Here is an 18,209-nt window from a genome sequence, read left to right on the forward strand (position 1 = left end):
TACCTAAATGGACAGTAGCTATAACTCATAATAAAGAGTTATAGCTACTATTTTAATCTATTTCAATTGCAGATTTTAAATTATTCTCTAACTCCGTTATTTTATGTTCTATATCAGATATAGACAGCTTCTCTTTGATAGTGTTAAATGTCGAAATAAATTGAGAAACATTCTTTTTGTTTTTTCCAAAATCAGTTAATTGACTTTCAACGCATTTACTTTCTATATTAATAGTACCATTATTGATAGTAATAATTATTTCTTCTCTCCATGATCGCCAAGAGAATCTAGTAAAGGCGATAATAATAGATTTTTCATAATGAAAAGAATCAACGTACCATTTTAATTTCTCTATAGTTTCTAAAACTATGATTACTGATTGTTTATTAGATAGTTCTGTTGTAAGATCGTCTATATTTTTTGACGAAAAAAATCGAAATGCCATAATTATTTATTATTGAATTGTTTATAAAAAATAGTTAATAGTAGAGATCTAAAAAAAACTACCATTCTCCAATACGACTGTTTAAGACGTATTACAAGGTGTTTTTAGATAAATTAGGGTATATCAACTTAATATGCTTTTAGTATTGCATATAAAGCTAAGTAACGATCACTTTATAAAATTGATCTTACCAATATGTTCTGGTTATTTTTAGTATTGTTTTTACTGCTTACTTCATATCATAGGGGGTATCTATATTACTAGGATATAGGGGTGGTGGATTACCCTCTGCTTCTCGTCGTTTTCGGTCTTTTTCTCGGTAGGGATCAAATGCTGTACCATTAGGCAACGGTCTGTTTTTATCCATATACCATACAAAAAAACTCCATGCTTTGATTGGTGGATTATCATAGGATAGTGTTTTTACATTACCAAATATCGTAGGTTGCCACGTATTGATAACATTTAGGTACTCTCTATGGGCATACCCATCTGTAGCTCCAGAAGTACCGATGACAACATCTAATCTGCTAAAACGACCACTTATAGGCTTTTGAAACCAACCAATAGGATACGTAATAGTGCCGTTTAACCGATCTAAAATAATACGTTCTTTTTTCTTATCTCTAAAAAGACCATAAATAACCATTAATAGTCCTAGTAAACCTACCAAAACAAAAATAAATGAAAGGACACTAGAATTCCCTTCAGTAAATATAAAAAAGCTAACTCCAATAGCTAAAAGCATTAAACCAAATTCCCAGTTAGCTTTTAATGCGTATGAGCGATCACATATTAATTTTTCATCGTCTAAATGTGCAATTGTAGCCCCCTTATGTGGTTGTACCTCATAACTATGTGTATATCTAGGTTTTTCAAAAATTCTATGTTCTAAATAGTTAGCCATTATCGTGTTGTTAAATCCATAATTCTGTTTTCTGATACTACATTTACCTTAGTATCGCCTAGATGCAGTGATCTTACCTCCATCACACCTAAAGAAGACCCCATCCCTGTTACCATCCCTTGTTGTATTTTATGATAGGTTAGTGCATTGGCACATAGATACCGAGGGGTGCATCCGTCCTCTAATGGAATATACTCATTCTGCCGAGTATTTAATCTGCAAAGTACTAAAATTTCGCCATATTGCCATTGCTGATAACGGTAGGTATCGGGTAGCCCAAAACTAATTTTACAACGTGTCGGGTAATTGCGATCATTAACCACCTGATGCCCCATAAATGTAATTTGTACTCTATAAGGGTGTGCTTTTAATTTTTGTTTACCAATTCCATTAGGATAGAACCATACCTGTAGATCTAATTGGTCAAAATCCTCGAAGTATTGTACAAACTGTATCACTGCACTAAACCAATTGGTATAGCCTTCCATAATACTATTATTAGTCTTGTTATAAGTCATTTTAGGAGTTATTTTAATCACTCCTGGTACAATCAGATCCATTAACCGCAGATATGCTTTTTGAAAATTGGTATACTCTGTATAATCTGTTTTTAATAAATCCTTAACCATAGGTGTACTAATTGTATAGGCTTTATTATCATATAACCGATGGATATAGTGATAGGGAGTTTCTGCGGTATTGGGTAATACGCCATACTCGCTAATCGGGCAGTTTTTAAAAAAAGCTTCGATCTCAGAATCTGATAAGTACATCGCTACTCCATAAGTAGCAATCATTACCCCGCCTAATATTGCAGCAGGATAAAACCCTAATACTACTGATCCTGTGGTAAAAGCAACAATATCGGAATATAAAAACACCGATGCCATTACTGTAGCAGCTCCATACGCTGCTGCTGCATCATAATCCCGAAATGCAATACTTTGATAAGTATCCCTAGCAGTCGTTAAGACAGTAACCGCAGATCCTGCAATACCCCATAGTTTTATTTTGGTATTAAATTTTTTCAATGTTTCAAAAGACATTCTTTCAGTAATCCCTTGCCTGATATATATAGATTCTTTAAATTTCATAAATGCTGCCCCTAATTTAATACTTGCGCCAACAGTTAGCCCAAAATTTAATTCGGTCTTATCCTCTGTATAGGTTTGAATTGCTTTACTTAGTGCAATGATCTCTAGGAGTACTACAAAACTTGCAAAATCGGGGCTTTGGATGATATTTTTGATCGCATCAGCGTGCTTTCTCGGAACATCCTGTAGATTAACACCAATCTCCTCGTTATCAATCATACTATAGATTTGCTGTGCAGTCTTCCCTTTAATCTCTATATGTAGATTTTTGTTATATGCTAATAAGCTATTATTTGTTTTGGAAAACTCTTTATTACTTTCCTTTAGATAGGTCATTAACTTATCTTTTCTGGCGTATACATATTTTTTGCCTGTCTGTTTATTTTTAAAATAAAAAACCTTTTCTAGTATAAACGCATAGTTTTCTTGCCCTGTGATACGGCTATAGGCATCACTTATTTTTTTACCTACACTTACCGTTTTCTTACTATAACTGCCTAATAGCATATCTACCAAATCCAAGGGCTTGGATAGGATCATATTTAGATTTGTAAAATGCTCTGTATGATTAGGATCTAGAGTGCTATGTATCTTTTGTACCCAAGGATCTTTCTTTGGTCGGTATAGGCTATCTAGGTCTAGGTCTTTATCATAATAATTAGGATATTGAGAGAGTATCAATAAATGATTAATAGCATACTCCTTACCATCTTCTATATAATCAGTTACCGCTTCTAGATAGTCATCATATACATTATGGTAGTACTCAGACTCCATAAAATGCCCTAGATCATCTCTATACTGATTGATAAGAGTACGGATTGCGCTACGTTCTTTAACGGCTAATAGTTTTTCTAATTTCTGTTTGCTCACCCCTGCCTCGAACGTAATAGGCTTATCGGATATTTTTACAGGGATAATAGGGGTAATCCCTGATGTAACAGGAATAAAAGAACTTCTAAAAGCACTATACTCCTCCTCTCTATCGATATTACTATATACAAACTTATAGGTGGTTGCTGCTAGATTATGTAAGTATCGTATTTGTGTTGCTTTTTCTGGATCTGGATCTGGTGTTATTTTTTCGTTTGCTAAGAGCTGTCTATAAATATCTAAATCGGGCTTACCTGTCTGTGTAGATAGTACTACAGCTCTAAGTCTTGTAATCTCCCTATCAATATCAGCACAAATGGTGTCGGCACATCGTAGGGGATCGTGTAGGGTGATAAACATATCCTCGTAGGTGTCATCTTGTTGCTGGGTTTCATCTTCTGTAATATCTCGTAGCTTGTATTGTAACCACAGTGCTTCGGTATGCTGATCGCTGGTAAAGTGTGCTAATACATCTTTGCACCCAGTAACCCCTTCTTGGCAGCTCTCTCCTTCTTTAGGAACTCCCTCACATACGATCAATTGCGTTTTTTGGGCTTTTAGCTGTGGATCGTTTTGCACTTTTTGATGATAGGCTACTGACCATTGTACGGGGCTAAAACATACTCGTAATCTCGTACCTTTTTTAGGTACTAGATGATAGGCGCTTACTCGTTCTCTATCTTTTCTATTGGGTTTTCTTATATCCTTATATGTACCATCCTGATTGGTATTGGTACTGCAATCCCAAGTAATGTTATGCATCTGTCCGTGGTCATTAACTTGGTATTCTTTATGAAAAAGGGGATTCTCTTCATCAAAGATATAGACATATCCCTTGGTTAAGGTAGTACGCTGATAGGTATAGTGCTGCGGTGTCGGGGCATTATCTGGCGGAGTTAGTGGTGTATCGAGTACGGCAGTATCTAGGTTGATTTGCTCAAAAACGTAAGGCTCTTTATAGCTCATCTCGCAATCATGATCCGCTTGTTTATCGGGGGCATAGATAATAAAGGGGGCTTTCCCTTGCTCTGGTTGTTTTCTAAAAAAAGCATATCTAAAGAAATGTAACCGAATCCCCGATGCGAGAATATCTAGTGGTGGACTCTCTACCTCTGGTGCGCCACCGCAATTCACTTTAAATCGAAGAGTCATCAAAACTTCGTCTATGGCAGGGGTTTGGTATTCTTGTAATGTGGTTGGATTTCTCATACTATGTGGTGGTTTGTAGGTCTTCGATTTCCCAAATAACTTCTATCTGTTTATTGTGTACCTCTCCTGATAGGGTTACGGTTTCTTCTGGTCGATTAAATACCTCTGGTACGCTAAAGGTAAGTGTGGCGGTATTTCCGTCGGGGATATTAGATACCTCTGCGACTAGGGTAAGTTGCCGTATCTGGTGGGAGTTCCGTAATATCGTTTCGTCTTTGATCCATCGAGGGTGTACTACTTTGGGTACTTCTTCTGGGTCTTCTCGTAGTGCGTCTTGATGTTGTTGCGCTACTCTGGTATTGCCTAGTATTCGATTAACCAAGGTAATCTCAGGGAATGGGATATTATGTATAGGCATGGTTATAGGAGCTATATCCGCAAAGGCGGTATAGGTGATATTGGCTTCTCCACTGGTAATCGTTCCGCCATGTGCGGTCATATCTCCTACACAGGCTACGGGCTTACCATTGATAAAAACAAAGGCTTGCCCTTGTACAACAGTATTGGTAGCTCCTACACAGGTGCATAAGCTTCCTAATACCGCTACGGGCTTACCATTCATTAATACGGTAGGATCTCCTGTTGTAATTGTACCACCTACATGGGGTACTGTACCTGTATACATTGGACATTGATGTGTACTACCTAGCGTGGCTACTGGTTTTGCAGACATAGTTTATCTAATTTCTTGTTTACCGCTAGCTCCTTGTACAGTAGCTATTGTAGTTCCTTTTATGGTCGTTTGACTGCCTATCATATCGGCATTGGATAGGGCTTGGCTACGGATATTTTGCCCCTCTATAATGGTGTCCGATTGTGCGTGTAGGTTCATATTAGCATCGCTATTCATACTGGCATTACCCTGCGAGTGTAGCGATAGTGTACCTGTGCTATTGGTAGTGATATTGCCCTGTGTGGTGATACTGGTGTCTTGCTGGGATATGATTTGTATATTCTCTATGGCTTGTAGTAGTATATTCTTAGCCTCTAAGGTTAGTGTCTCTGGAGCACTGATCTTAATATTACCATTGGGTTCTAAGGTAATAGTACTACCACTCTGGTTCTGTACGGTGATACTACCAGTTTCATCATCAGAAATGATAGTATTACCACTTTTGGTTTGTATCGCTTTGATCGTATTATCTGGGGTATAGAATTCGCTTTTGGCGGTTTTATTATATGCAGATCCTATAACCAATGGACGTTCTGGATTATCGCCTAAAAAATTACAAAATACCTCGTCTCCGATCTCCGCTACCATATAACTGCCATGTGCTGCCCCTGCGTGGGTATTGGCACAGCGTACCCAATCAGTAGTCGTATTGGCTTGTTGCTGCCAAGGGAATTGTAGTTTTACTCGGTTTAATCCCTCTGTATCTCTATTATCCATTACTATAGCAGACATGGCTTCTGTCTTAGGTACAGCATTAATATTACTATAAGGGGGGTGTTCTACTCCTGTTACAATTCCCTCAATCTCATTATGGTAATAGCCCGTGTTATTAAAATGGTGGGTTACTTTAGTCAGCTCATAAGTACCATAGGGATGCTCTGAGGTAGCACTATTACTATAGTGATGCCCTGTTACCTGTAGGTGGTCGCAGGGTTTTAAACCCAGTATCGTAGTCCTACCGATAGCAGTAATCATACGGGCTTTTTGGCTCTCTGCATGTACTTTGGTTAGGTAATCTAGGTGTTGCTGTGCAAAATAATCATCCTGTAGATGTGTATAATAGTATGTACTCTGTTTACTAAATGCTGCTTCGGATCTATTGGCGGTAGGTGCTAATAGATCTGGGGTACTACTATTGGATTGTATAGTAGTAGCAGTATGGGGCTGCTGTGTGATATGATCGTGGTAGTGTAATGTGGCTAGCTGCTCCTCTAGATCGTCATTGATGGTAAACTCTTTGATATCTTGCCCGAATGTGCCAGACCATTCTACTACCTTAGTGGGATTTCTACCAATATTTAATTGCTCACCATCATAGTAGGTAAATATGCCATATCGCTTGCTCATACGGGTAATAAAATCCCAGTCGGACTCATTATACTGTACGGTATAGCCTAGTTGTTTATCGGTTTCTGAGCCGTAGTAAGTGGGTAGTGTGGAGTAGTCTCGTAGGATATGAGTACTCATATTCTTTAATGTAGTACCTGTATCAAAGCTCTGGCACTGTGTTGATTTTTGTAATCCTATAGTGGGGCTGGCTCCTCTAAAGAGCATCCCTCCATGATTGCCATCATCGTTCTTAGTATGCTGTACACTAAGAATAATCCCTGTAAATTGTAATGCGCCATCTGATGAGAAGATAGAAATCTCCTGATTCTGGTATTTCTCATGATCTTGGAAGGGTACAGATTGTAAATCCTTATCCAAAAATGAAGAAAACGATATGCTAAACAAATGATGCTTACCTATCTGCTGTGTAATTGATCCATTAAAAGCGGTGTACCCCAATAGCGGTGTACCACCGATGTAAACATTAATTTCTTGTATCATCCTTTATGTTTTTTTTTAGTTACTGACTTACGATTATGTTTAGGTCTTAGTTAACTAAATCCGTAAAGGTTTTTGGGATCATCAGAGAGTACATATACCCTATACCTATGGATTAGTTGCTGCGTAAAAACCGTAGAATTAGTACTGCTTTTTTATGGTTGTTGGTTTGTAGTTTTTTTTAAATACTGTTACCCAAATGTACCCTTATATATAGGGGTATACAAGGGGTTGATCAGGGGAAAAAACCCCTTTTTTTATTACGATTATTCCTACACCTATCTTTTTGATCTTTTTTAATGTTTTTAAGTGTCTTTATGCTCATGATACCTAGCATAGATCCATGCATATATTTTTATGTAACGGGGGTCATCCTCTAATAGTTTATTTTCAAAATCTGATGTATTGATGTTTAGTAGTTCTAGGATACCGAATACGATTTCTTTTGGTACTTCTTCTAAGTTGTCTTCTACTAGCATTATTGTTTTTTTATATATGTTATTATTGATCTAAAAAAGGATACAAGAGCATTTATGTACACAGAGGACTACAGTGGGGGTAATGTGTACAAAAATTACTCTTGCTTTCCTCATTGGGGGACTACTAGAATTTTTAAAAAATACAGGGGCAATTGATTGGTATATAGTATACATTATATGTCCCCAAGCTATAACCTATCATTACTATAGTATTGCCCCTGACCTATATTTTATTAATTACTTTTTTTAGTTATTAGACAGCCTATTCCAAAACCTATTAGAAATAATACTATATGGTCTATCATTTATCTATATTTTTATGTTTAGAGCGAGGTATTTAGTTTGTTTGCTAGTTAGCAAAGACATCTGATACGTAGCATATTGGTATACTGATAGAAAAAAGGAAGATTGTCAAAATAGAAAATAAACTCTATGTATACCTTTTTACTATAACACATCATGTATTACATTGCTATCGTACCCGACATCTTTGCACAAACTAACTCAACTTAATTTACACTCACTCTACTATTTTTAGGGATCACCTTTTTTAGGGATAATGGTTTATACTGTCTAATATCATCTATATTTAAAGGAGATTTACGGATTATGGATGCAATCTCACCAGAGTTTAATCCCTGCCGATTAGATTCTTGTATCCATAGTCGTAATAATAAGGCGTAGCCTCTATAGCTTTCTACACAGCAATTAAACTCCCATTGCTTAATGTGTAATATAGCGAATACACGTTCTTCAAAAAGACGTACTCTTCTTTCTTTTTCTTGGGTGGTACTTGTTTTCATATCTATTTTATTTTAGGGGTGTTGTATTAATTTAGTAAACTCTTTTTGTAATAGCATCAAAAGATTCTTTCCCTTTTTGATTTGATCTTTTTGCGTATTTATCGCTGTTTCTATCATCTCCTTTAGAATAGTTTTATCTGGGGATTTTTTTTTTCGATCTCTTATATTAATAATAGTATTATAATGCACATCATATTTTTTAGCTATTGCGCGTAGCTGCGATGTAGATAATGATTCTTTTAATAATGTAGATAATACACTACTTATAGGATTGTTATTATCTGATGCCATATCTCAAAAAAATTATAGTTCTATGATATACCAATAGCCTATAAGCTCAATAGTACGTAAATCATCAATTGTTGATACTGTTTTCATATATTTGTATTTTGTATTTTACTTTAGGTAAAAATAAGGGTAATTTTTATCAAAAACAATATAAATAAAGAGAAATATTTCTCTTTATTTACTCATCATGTATTTATTATTAAATTTTTAACTGATTTATAGTGTTTTGAATATCAAAGAAGAGAGAAAGAAAAGAAGTATGACACAGCAAGATTTTGCTGATTTATTATGTGTGACTAGAAAAACAATTGTGAACTACGAGTCTGGGAGTAATATTCCCGAACATAAAAAGAAGTTATTTGGAAATATCCTTAAAAACTATGATATATCTTATGGTTTTAAAGATGATAATAGTCTAGTAAATAATAATGAAGTTATAAAAGTGATTACTGAAAAATTTGAAGGAATTACAGAAGATGAAGTTGCATTATATTTTAATTCTAGAAAAGAGAGTATGTTAAAAAATCCTTTGATAAAATCTATTATTAAATCAGAAGCATGGAAGATTATTGAGCTTGAAATGCAAAGTATTTTAATAGAGAAAAGGTCAGAAACTAAAGAATAGAACTTAGTAACTTTTTAACTTTATAGTTAATCGTTCTAAAAATTGATGTTTTGTCATTATTTTTTGGTTTCTAAAAGCCTCAATAGATTTTTTTTTTATTTCTCCTATTTTTTTTTCATTTTCCTTAATAGCCAAAATCATCAATTGATTAAGGCTATCCCTACTTGTTATAAATCCTTTCTTTTCTAATTCTTTTACTATTTTAATTTCTTCTTTCCCCATCATCGCCTTATTTACTTGTCTTTTTGAGAACTTCCCACATATCTTTATCAAAGGATTTCTTATCCAATGTATGGAAATCATTATTTCTTGTACTTACAATAAATGAAATTAAGTCTCGTATTTTTAACTTTAGGTGGTAAGAATTACGTATTACTTTAAGGTAAATCAGATAAGATATTCTTGATACTAAAATCAAAAATTCGTTAGAAAAAATAACTATTGAAGACATTATTAATGCTGTACTCCAGCCTACTAATTCTGTGTAAAAACCTTCATCAATTTTATCTACAGGAAGAAGAATAAATGTAAGTTGATAGCAATATATTAAAAGAGTAGGGAATAAAAATTGTTTAATCGTCAACTTTTTTTTGAGAATAGTTATTGGCTTAGGGTTTAAGAAAAAAATAGAAATGAATATAATTGGTGATACTTTAGATAAAAAAGCAAATAGAAATGAATAGGATGATGTAAAACCATTAAAATCCCATTCATAGCCTAATATTGAAACAACTTCTACCTTCGGAAAAAAACGATAGCTATATAAAATAAAAGGTAATATAGCTATCGAAGTATAGCAGAATATACTTTTTAAATTTTCACCCTCTCGATCCTGGTTCGATTTCGTCTTTATCAATAAGTTTTTGAGGTTTTTGCACCTCTTCGATTCCTGTTTCATTATCTATTGTTTGTTTCTCACAGCTACTTATCAAAACGATCATAAGTAACATGCTTACTAAAGTAATTAGGGTTTTCATTTGGAGTTGTATTTTATGAATTAGTGTTTCTAAAATACAACTAAATATTTGATTCTCTATATGTTGTTAGAAAACAGTCAAATATACTAAAGAAGAAAGTGTATTTAAATACGGTTTCCCCGTAAATCGCTAATTTTGTGTGAGTAAAACAATATTATGCCATTGGTAATTAGAGGTTTATACGATGTTTTTTTTTTGTTAAAAATGCTGATTTCCCCTAACTATTCAGAAATACTAATCCTATGTTTTAGATAAACAGTATTTTAAATGTGGTTTTACACCTTTTTTTCCCTTAAAAAGGGTAAAAATTTACCTTTTTTTAACATTTTTTTTTACTGAAAACGTCAGATATTTAATTGTCCGTTATAAAAATCAACCTTTTATATCTTTAATTCGTTAATAATCAAAAGATTACATGTATTGGTAATAAGTATTTTTACTATGGTTTTACCGTAATTTTTAGTTAAAAAATGTGGTTTTCCGTAATTTAGGATTTAGAGAAGGAGTGTAGACGATAAAGTAGGAAATGGAAAGAACATTTATAGTTTCTATGACAACAATATATAATTTCCTTTACGTTGTCCTGATTTGTATAATTTCGCTAGTGTGGTATGGTGTTTACCAAATCGTTTTTGAAAGTGTGGTTTGTCTTTATCTTGTTTATCTTTAACTTGTTTCCAGTCGCCACCCCACTCAAAGCCTAATGATTTTCCTAAGTTGCCTATTTTTTGCCAATTGGGATTATTCCATAACGCTTTCCCGTTTTTGATTTCTACGACATCGAACGCAAGACCGTAATTATGATAGCTTTCCCCTGCTTTTGCATTGGTTACTCTTTTACCAGGAGCGGATCTTCCTTTTTTGTATAATCGGTTTTGTTCTTGCCATGTTCTAAGGGCAGAGGTAACACGTAATTTAATGCCTAGTTCTTTTTCTGCTCTTATAATAAACTCTTTTGTTTTAGCTCTTATATCGGGGTGTAGGGTATCTATTCTACGATTAGAATAGATATCCCATGTTTTTTGCTTGATATAGTTAATGGTATTCATAGCAGTTTTTTTAAGCTTTTTTCTTTTTTTGTAAGCAATAGCAATGATGATGAATAGCACAATGACAAGGAGTATTTTAGCAGTTCGATTAGGGGTAAATTTGATATTCATAATCTTAGTCAATAATATTTTTCCAGTCCTGAAATTCTTTAGGGCTTAATTCTTTTCGTAATCTATCGGTTAGCGATTCTTCAAACTTTAAGCGGTATGCGTCTGCAATGGGCTGTAATTGCCCTTTGGTTTGGTAGCCTAAACGCTCAATTTCCTTTTCGTCCGTTCCGTCGGCATTAATCATCCACGATATACCAGAGGGATTAGCTGCCGACCTATATTGTTGCGCTAATTGGTTAACGTCTCTAGCTTCGTTTTGGTTAAATTTTCGCTGTCTGTAGTTGTAGATCATTTTTTTAATTTTTCTTCTAAAAACGAAATACAGAATAACAATGAGCAGTACTATTTGTACTTTTCTGTTTGATAATAGATTACCAAACATAGCGGTTGTACCTTTTAGAGCTTCTGCAATGATTAATGGATTCATGATATATAGAGTAAGGGGGTTATAAAAAGGTATTATGAGAAACGTTCAAAGGCTTTTTTAGCTATTTTAATGTAGTCTGTCATGCTCAATTCTTCCCCCTCTTCTGGTATTACTTCTTTTATAAAATCAACAATATCGGGATGCTCGACTATAATAGAAGTAGAAGTTATAAAGTCCTCATGTTCTAAATGATCTTGAAGATCTTGAAACGCTTGTAATTTTTCCTGTAGTTGTTCTTTGTTTTCGGCAGGTACGGTAAGCGATATATTAAAGTCCTTCATGGTCTGTTGTGTTTTGTGTTTGGTCATCATCATCAGTAGGCAGATTATCATTTGTATTGTTTTCTATTTGACTGTTTTCGACTTCTGGAGCTTGGTCTACTTCTTGATGATCGTACACCGCTATATCCAATAGCTCGTTATCCTCTGTTAGTTCATTTTCTTCTGGCTCATCGATAGAAAACTGAACGGGATTTCTAGGTTTTGGCTTTTGTTTTGATTTTTCTTTTTCTACTGTTCCTAATGGTGTTTTTTTTCCAAACGGATTTGTTTTTATCCATTCATTGATAACACCTCCTAGTGTAGAGGGGATGAGCTTGACATAACCTTTTAACTGATCGGTCATTTCTGCTTCTTTTTCTGCTACTATACTTTCTTTAATCGTTAGATCTTGCTCTCGCTCTGCTATTCTACTTTCGCGCTCGGAAAGCATCATTTCTTTAAATTTTAGCGTTTGTTCTGCTAATTTGTTATGTAAATCAGATTGATAGCGTTGTTCTTTTAGCTCGCTTTCTTTTCGCAATCCCTCCAATTGTATTTCCATTTCTTGACGCATTATATCGCTAGGAGCTTCGATAATTGGTGTTGCGTCTTGTGGAGATGAAAAATTAATGTTCACATTACCATTTTTATCTACTTTATGGGCTACACCGTTAATGTTTATCGTTTCTTCTTCTTCTGGCTCAACCCACTCGATTGTCTCATTAATACGAATAAAAATAGGTGCGTTTTGTCGGCTTGATTGTTCGTTAGTTCCAAATTTTACCTGTACTTCTGCGTCTACATTGTCGCTTATAATTGCGTCTAATACTTCACCGAAGCTACGCCCATCGGTTATATCTTCGCTAGATGTAATACTTATTCCGCTTTCGTCCTTTATATTCCAGTACTTGTATCTTGCTATTTTCTTTTTTGCCAGATCAGGGGCGATGTAGTTTTTTACTTTTTTCATGTTAATATTGTATTCTTAGCAGTTGTACAAAAAAATTGGCTTGCTCTACACTTTTAAAATGAATGTCAGATACGGCTCTAAGTATCGTATTGCTACAGTGATGTACTGTATTATTTCTATCGAGTACTATTGTTTCTGTAGCTGTGGTCATCGTTATATTGAATTTAGCTACATTGGAATGAAAATAATGTAAGTAAACCACCTCATTAGCTTTTACTTTAATTGTTTTCGGATTCGTTATTCTTTCATCAGTAACTAGTTTTGCTAACTTATGATTTACGTAATCATCTTGCGTAATCATGTGGGAGAGTAAGGAGTCATTACTTTTCATTTATTCATTTTTATACGTTAATAGATAAAGACTGACGTACTGAGCTGTACTTTTAATGTTGGTGATGTTCCCCACGATAACACGACATTGGCTAAGATCTTGATCCCATGATAGTATACGTGTGTTTGGAGGTAAATCAAGCGAATCAACAAACATTGTTTCTAAGCTGTTCATTTCTAAATCAACACCGTTTAAAAAACTAATTGTTAGCTGTGTATCGTTGCTACATAATACCCCCGTCATTTGTTTCATGTTTTTGCCTACTACGTACCGAAAGGTAAGACGTTCTTTAGCTTCAATAACAGCTCCAACAATGCGAATGATATGTGTTTTATTAGTCATTGGTTAGGAGCATATATATTTTCAAACTATAAGGGTATGCAGTTGCATTACCACTGTCTATGTACTCAACCTCCACTTTTTTACCATCTGCAATTTCTGATAATGAAAAAAAACGTTCGTTCGGTGTGACATGGCTAGAAGATTGTAAAAATTCGACTTCGAAATTTTTAGGAAACACCTCTGCGCCTGCAATCGTAAATGATCTTAGTAGATGTCCTTTTCCTATACTACTTAATATTGCTATTCCACCTATTTTTTTATAGTTAATGTCTAGGTTTTCGTTGAGTCGTATCACTTCATTTGCTGCCTTAACAGTGGTTTCTAATAATTGAATTTTTGTTTTCATTATGTTGTAATTGGAGGTTATGGAGTAGACTAGAGGGTAATTTACATTCCGTAATTAAATGCTATAAAGCCTTTTATACCATTATTGGTGGTACGCATTAAAAATGGTAGTTTTTGTGTCTCTGTTTTTGGTAGCTTGATAAGCCTATCAATAAGACTTATTGCAGTATCACTGTTTTGGCATTCGGTAAGCTCTTTTTGTATGTTTTTTATTTTGGCTTCATACTTTATTACGTTCTCATTTGCATTTTTTTTGACTTTTTCTAGTTCTTCAACTTGTTTTTTTACTTGAATATCTCTTTTTTTTAGCAAGTCAATTAGCTCTACTTTGACAAGATTAGTATAATCAGGATTGTTCATTGTACTCATATTATGTTATGTTTTTAAAAAGCTACTGTATATATTTTGTAGGAGTACAGTAGCTTTAGGGTTACATTGGGGAAATAATTAATAGCTGTATACGCTTGTTCCTTCGAGAAATATTTTTAAAAATCCTTGAACCTCATTTGGTAGATTAACATTAAACTCAATTGGTGTTTGGGGGTTGATTATTTTAGGGTTATTTAGGACATACAAACCAAAAGGTTTAGTCGTATTATAGCCGAAAAAACCATCAAAAAATTTACGAATCGGTTGTTTTTCAAAAACTTTTTGACCGTTCAATTCTAGTTCCCATTCGCCATTAAGTAAGTCCGCAGGAAATGTATCTGTAAAACGCCCTTCTATGCTATCTTTATCAAAGAGCAAACGGATTCCTGAGAGTGTTAAAAACCTGTCTTTGTTCAGCTTACCATTATCAATATTTGTCATACCTAATTTTTCTGAGGTAGATAGTTTGATAAGTTCAGAACGTGTACCTTTTAGTTCATTTGTAGCATAATAGGGGGCATCACTTATCTGTGCTTTACCACGTATTAAATCTTGTTGTAATTGTCGTGGTAACTTATGTACTCTGTCTAAAAAGTGTCGTCTGAATCGGGATGCTCCGATTTCGGATTTTACAGCCTGTTGAGCTTTAGTATGTCTTCCTCTTCGTCCGTCTATTTCTCCTAATCCTGCTAATATGATTTCATCGTTTGTTAAATCGTCCATTGTGTTTTTGGTGTTTAAAAAAATTACTTTTTGTGTATGATTATATTTGTTTTGCTGCGCGTTTTAATAGTGTGCTATATTTTGTTTTAGGGCTAGTTTTTTGTAGTTCTTTAGCCTTTTTGTGCATGGCTCTTAATCGTGTAGCATTAGAGGTTTTTCGCGTTCTTCGACTCACTGCTTTAGAGGGTAGCCGTATGGTGGTAGTACTTCCTTTTAATTGTGGAGTTCTTCGTTTTTGGGTTGTTGTTCTGCGTGGTGTGGCTAGTTGTTTACGGTTTCTAGCTCTAGTTCTGGCTGCTTTTATACCTGCTAGGGAGCGTTTGTGTTTTTTTTGATTTTTGACATAATATTTACGCCCTACAATAGCGATCACCATTACTACAATTGCAAAAATCCATTTCTTTTTATGCTTGGTAAATACATTTTTCACCTTTTGTAAAAAGCTTTGTTTTATAGGATCTGTATCTACGTTATTGTATGTTGCTTGGTTTGTAGATGGGTGTGTATCTCCTCTAGGTGTTGGAGGATTCCAAGAATTAGGAGGTCTATACACTGTAGGCTTATTTTTATTTTTTATTTTATGAACTATTTTTTTTACTAATCGAATAGGTTTTATGCTTTGTAGTAATTTCCGTACAAAAATTACAAAGCCACTAGCAGCAGCAGTACTGGTAGTTGCAACTGCACCTAAACCACTTAGGGGGAGTCTTGTTTTTCTACGTGCGCGACCTCTTACAATTGCACGTCTAAACTTACTTGCTCGACCCCCTATTTTTGTAAAAAATCGTTCTGCTCTACGTAATTTTCGTACTCTCGATCCCCATTCTCCTATATTTAATCCTTGTTGTCTGGCTTGATTTCGGGTTAAATACCCGTAGATTAATTTTTCAGAAAACTTGAATAGGTTAAGCTTTAACACTAAGATGATTGCACCACGCATGGCAAGGGTAAAGGGATTAAAACGGGTAACAAACTTGATCGCCTTTTTTACTCCTCTTTTTACTTTTCGGAATACTTTTTTAAAAAAACCACTAAGATTCGGCATTTCTTCTTCATCCTCTTCAAAATCATCTATTTCAAACCCCTCTAGCTCGTCATCCTCTTGGTCTTCTATCACATCTTGTAAAAAGTCTGGATGATTTTCTGTTGTTCTCGCTAAATATAACGGTTCGTCTAATTCCTCATCATCTATACCGCTAAGTTGCTCGTTTTTTAACTCGTCTAATGCTTTTTTGATCGCTCTAAAAAAATTAGTATAGGCACTATCAGAGCGCATTGCTGCCATAAGGGTACTGTCTCGTAGATCTTCATTATTCCACGATTTCATTACGGTATCAATTAAGCGTAATTCTTTGCTAACGTCTACCAATTGACTTAATACAGTAGGTTGTCTACTTTCGTTAGCTAATGTCTGGCGAGCTTTGTTTACTTCGGCTAAAATACCACGTTCTAAAAGCGCAATGGTATCAGATGTTCCATGTAGTACAATATCAGCTTCATTCTCGTTATATACTTCTGCAAAACCAGATAAAAAATTACTGTCTAAAATGGCATCCTCGTAATCATCTTCAATACCCTCTAACTCGTTAGCTTCGTGCATTTCTTCGGCATAATCGTTTAAAATTTCTTCGTCTGTAATCGGGTATTCTAAATTTTCGATTTCTGGATCTATTCCAGATAATTCGTGTAATTCCATAGGTATTGTTTTTAAGTCTATAATTGGGTGTTCTTCGTAGTTAAAATGTGGGATTTCGGGCACAATATCAATAATATAAGGTGTGCCGTCTGTATCAAAAGCAACGGGATAGATATGTTGAAATTTACCTACTTCTTCATACGCTGCTACGCGGTATTCATGATCTATACCTAAATTTAGGAGTAAAGCACTGACTAGTATGGTATAATCATCGCAATCAATACCATAATAGGTATCATATACACCTTTTTGTCCGTCAATGATACTTCGTGTAGGGGTACGCAACTCTTCAATGCCTTTTTGATCTAGTTTATATCGTGTATTCTCCCGTAGATATTCCCAAATATTTTGACTTGTTTTTGCAATGGTATTTCCTTGTAGTTCTATGGCTAGCCCTTCAACTTGCTTAAAATCGCGCAAAGCTATACGTTTCATGGCTAGTAGCGTATCGTCAAGGTTAGCACTCTCTTTTAATGTTTTTCTAAATCCTTTGTAGCCTGTAGGGGTGGTAATGCCTTGTAGGGTTGTGTTTTTATGCTTTCTGATTTCAATAAATCCTTTTTTTATCATATGATCTATGATAGGTTTTACTAATGCAGAAAGTGTTTGATTAGGATAAATAATAGATTTATAAGAAGATTCTACCAGAAAAGTATCCTTGATTTTAGCATCTTTTAAAAGGTTAAAAGTATAGACCTCAAAGGAACGGGCGAAAACCTCATTTCTACGTTCGTAATAATCCCCTTTATTAAAGCTAGAAATATCTTTAGAAAATTGAGTTTCTTCACCATCTTTTGTAAAGTATAAGAGGTTAAAAAAATCCTCGAATTGTTGCTCAAAGAAATTACCGTTTTTTGCGATATCGGAGTTATATCCTCTTCGGATTATTCGCCCTCCTGAAACAAATGTTTGCCTACTTTTAGTAAGGTAACTAATGATATTATCTACAGCGTGGGCGTATTCGTGCGCTAATGCGCCAAAACCTTGTGTTTTAGTTAAATTAATTACTGCGTATGGTGTGCTTTCATAATGCGCTGCTGCTGCCCCAGAACCTCTTGCCCCTAGTGCAATTGATAAACGCCCCCCTAGACCTATATCAGCATCTTTGATCTTTAAAACTTGGGCTAAATGATGTAAGGATAGGGTAGATGCGTATAAAAAATTGGCTCGGTCTTGTTGCGTCATCCAGTTACCAAATTCAATACTCCGTAAATTGAAATGAGACAAGGCTAAGTTGCTATCAAAAAGCCAATCGTGTTTTGACTTTTTTCTAAACATGCTTAAAAACTCTTGTTCAGGTTCAATGCTTTGCCAATGTCGATCTATTCCGCCACCTCGTACAATTGCCCCTGCATCTTCTATTTTGCCTAAATCTTCCATAGTTAA

At 34.7% G+C, this 18,209-nt stretch carries 22 protein-coding genes; 1 reads left to right on the plus strand and 21 read right to left on the minus strand.

Annotated elements, in window-relative coordinates; genetic code table 11:
- Nucleotides 1-52: 52 nt before the first annotated feature.
- The 8 genes from N456_RS02980 to N456_RS03010 form a co-directional block, all read right to left on the minus strand.
- Entirely contained in the window at nucleotides 53-445 is a 393-nt protein-coding gene (locus N456_RS02980; RefSeq protein ID WP_062053750.1) for a hypothetical protein, read from the minus strand.
- 229 nt (nucleotides 446-674) lie between these two features.
- Nucleotides 675-1,352, minus strand: coding sequence for a hypothetical protein (locus tag N456_RS02985; protein WP_062053752.1), 678 nt, complete (start codon nucleotides 1,350-1,352; stop codon nucleotides 675-677).
- Nucleotides 1,352-4,528 carry a toxin VasX gene (locus tag N456_RS02990; protein ID WP_062053754.1) on the minus strand — a complete coding sequence of 1,059 codons (3,177 nt, stop codon included), beginning with the start codon at nucleotides 4,526-4,528 and terminating at the stop codon, nucleotides 1,352-1,354. The genes N456_RS02985 and N456_RS02990 overlap by 1 nt, the downstream gene beginning before the upstream one ends.
- Before the next feature lies 1 nt (nucleotide 4,529).
- On the minus strand, nucleotides 4,530-5,201 hold the full coding sequence (locus tag N456_RS25220; RefSeq protein WP_082422410.1) for a PAAR domain-containing protein: 672 nt from the start codon (nucleotides 5,199-5,201) through the stop codon (nucleotides 4,530-4,532).
- Nucleotides 5,202-5,204: 3 nt separating this feature from the next.
- Nucleotides 5,205-7,031, minus strand: a complete 1,827-nt coding sequence (locus N456_RS03000) for a type VI secretion system Vgr family protein (RefSeq protein WP_062053756.1) — start codon at nucleotides 7,029-7,031, stop codon at nucleotides 5,205-5,207.
- A 302-nt stretch (nucleotides 7,032-7,333) separates the two neighbouring features.
- Complete coding sequence (locus tag N456_RS24190) at nucleotides 7,334-7,507, minus strand: hypothetical protein (RefSeq protein WP_158447806.1); 174 nt, start codon at nucleotides 7,505-7,507, stop codon at nucleotides 7,334-7,336.
- Nucleotides 7,508-8,016: 509 nt separating this feature from the next.
- On the minus strand, nucleotides 8,017-8,310 hold the full coding sequence (locus N456_RS03005) for a hypothetical protein (protein WP_062053757.1): 294 nt from the start codon (nucleotides 8,308-8,310) through the stop codon (nucleotides 8,017-8,019).
- 12 nt (nucleotides 8,311-8,322) lie between these two features.
- The gene (locus N456_RS03010; protein WP_062053759.1) at nucleotides 8,323-8,601 is read right to left on the minus strand and encodes a hypothetical protein; all 279 of its coding nucleotides are present in this window, start codon (nucleotides 8,599-8,601) and stop codon (nucleotides 8,323-8,325) included.
- 223 nt (nucleotides 8,602-8,824) lie between these two features.
- On the opposite strand from N456_RS03010, the gene N456_RS03015 reads away from it, so the two are divergent.
- Entirely contained in the window at nucleotides 8,825-9,223 is a 399-nt protein-coding gene (locus N456_RS03015) for a helix-turn-helix transcriptional regulator (RefSeq protein WP_262482798.1), read from the plus strand.
- Between the two features lie 3 nt (nucleotides 9,224-9,226).
- Here N456_RS03015 and N456_RS03020 read toward each other — a convergent pair whose 3' ends face one another.
- The 13 genes from N456_RS03020 to N456_RS03070 all read right to left on the minus strand — a co-directional run bounded on the left by N456_RS03020 (nucleotide 9,227) and on the right by N456_RS03070 (nucleotide 18,203).
- Entirely contained in the window at nucleotides 9,227-9,445 is a 219-nt protein-coding gene (locus N456_RS03020; protein ID WP_148639160.1) for a hypothetical protein, read from the minus strand.
- A 7-nt stretch (nucleotides 9,446-9,452) separates the two neighbouring features.
- Entirely contained in the window at nucleotides 9,453-9,806 is a 354-nt protein-coding gene (locus tag N456_RS23980; RefSeq protein ID WP_148639161.1) for a hypothetical protein, read from the minus strand.
- Nucleotides 9,807-10,041: 235 nt separating this feature from the next.
- Nucleotides 10,042-10,200, minus strand: coding sequence for a hypothetical protein (locus tag N456_RS24195; protein WP_158447807.1), 159 nt, complete (start codon nucleotides 10,198-10,200; stop codon nucleotides 10,042-10,044).
- A 548-nt stretch (nucleotides 10,201-10,748) separates the two neighbouring features.
- Nucleotides 10,749-11,360: a M15 family metallopeptidase gene (locus N456_RS03025; RefSeq protein WP_062053765.1), complete on the minus strand. Its 612-nt coding sequence runs from the start codon at nucleotides 11,358-11,360 to the stop codon at nucleotides 10,749-10,751.
- A 4-nt stretch (nucleotides 11,361-11,364) separates the two neighbouring features.
- Nucleotides 11,365-11,787, minus strand: a complete 423-nt coding sequence (locus N456_RS03030; protein WP_062053767.1) for a hypothetical protein — start codon at nucleotides 11,785-11,787, stop codon at nucleotides 11,365-11,367.
- A 32-nt stretch (nucleotides 11,788-11,819) separates the two neighbouring features.
- On the minus strand, nucleotides 11,820-12,068 hold the full coding sequence (locus N456_RS03035; RefSeq protein ID WP_062053769.1) for a hypothetical protein: 249 nt from the start codon (nucleotides 12,066-12,068) through the stop codon (nucleotides 11,820-11,822).
- Nucleotides 12,055-13,017 (minus strand): hypothetical protein, encoded by a 963-nt coding sequence (locus tag N456_RS03040; protein WP_062053771.1) that lies wholly within the window; start codon nucleotides 13,015-13,017, stop codon nucleotides 12,055-12,057. Before N456_RS03040 ends, N456_RS03035 begins: the two co-directional genes overlap by 14 nt.
- A 1-nt stretch (nucleotide 13,018) precedes the next feature.
- A complete protein-coding gene (locus tag N456_RS03045) occupies nucleotides 13,019-13,348 on the minus strand; it encodes a hypothetical protein (RefSeq protein WP_062053773.1) in 330 nt (109 codons plus the stop codon).
- Complete coding sequence (locus tag N456_RS03050; RefSeq protein ID WP_062053775.1) at nucleotides 13,349-13,690, minus strand: hypothetical protein; 342 nt, start codon at nucleotides 13,688-13,690, stop codon at nucleotides 13,349-13,351.
- Nucleotides 13,683-14,036, minus strand: coding sequence for a hypothetical protein (locus N456_RS03055; protein ID WP_062053777.1), 354 nt, complete (start codon nucleotides 14,034-14,036; stop codon nucleotides 13,683-13,685). The genes N456_RS03050 and N456_RS03055 overlap by 8 nt, the downstream gene beginning before the upstream one ends.
- Before the next feature lie 41 nt (nucleotides 14,037-14,077).
- Nucleotides 14,078-14,404 carry a hypothetical protein gene (locus N456_RS03060; protein WP_062053779.1) on the minus strand — a complete coding sequence of 109 codons (327 nt, stop codon included), beginning with the start codon at nucleotides 14,402-14,404 and terminating at the stop codon, nucleotides 14,078-14,080.
- 78 nt (nucleotides 14,405-14,482) lie between these two features.
- Complete coding sequence (locus N456_RS03065; protein ID WP_062053781.1) at nucleotides 14,483-15,127, minus strand: hypothetical protein; 645 nt, start codon at nucleotides 15,125-15,127, stop codon at nucleotides 14,483-14,485.
- A 40-nt stretch (nucleotides 15,128-15,167) separates the two neighbouring features.
- Nucleotides 15,168-18,203, minus strand: coding sequence for a transglutaminase-like domain-containing protein (locus N456_RS03070; RefSeq protein ID WP_062053783.1), 3,036 nt, complete (start codon nucleotides 18,201-18,203; stop codon nucleotides 15,168-15,170).
- Between the last annotated feature and the right edge of the window lie 6 nt (nucleotides 18,204-18,209).

Source organism: Aquimarina longa SW024 (genome assembly GCF_001401755.1).
Lineage (GTDB): Bacteria > Bacteroidota > Bacteroidia > Flavobacteriales > Flavobacteriaceae > Aquimarina > Aquimarina longa.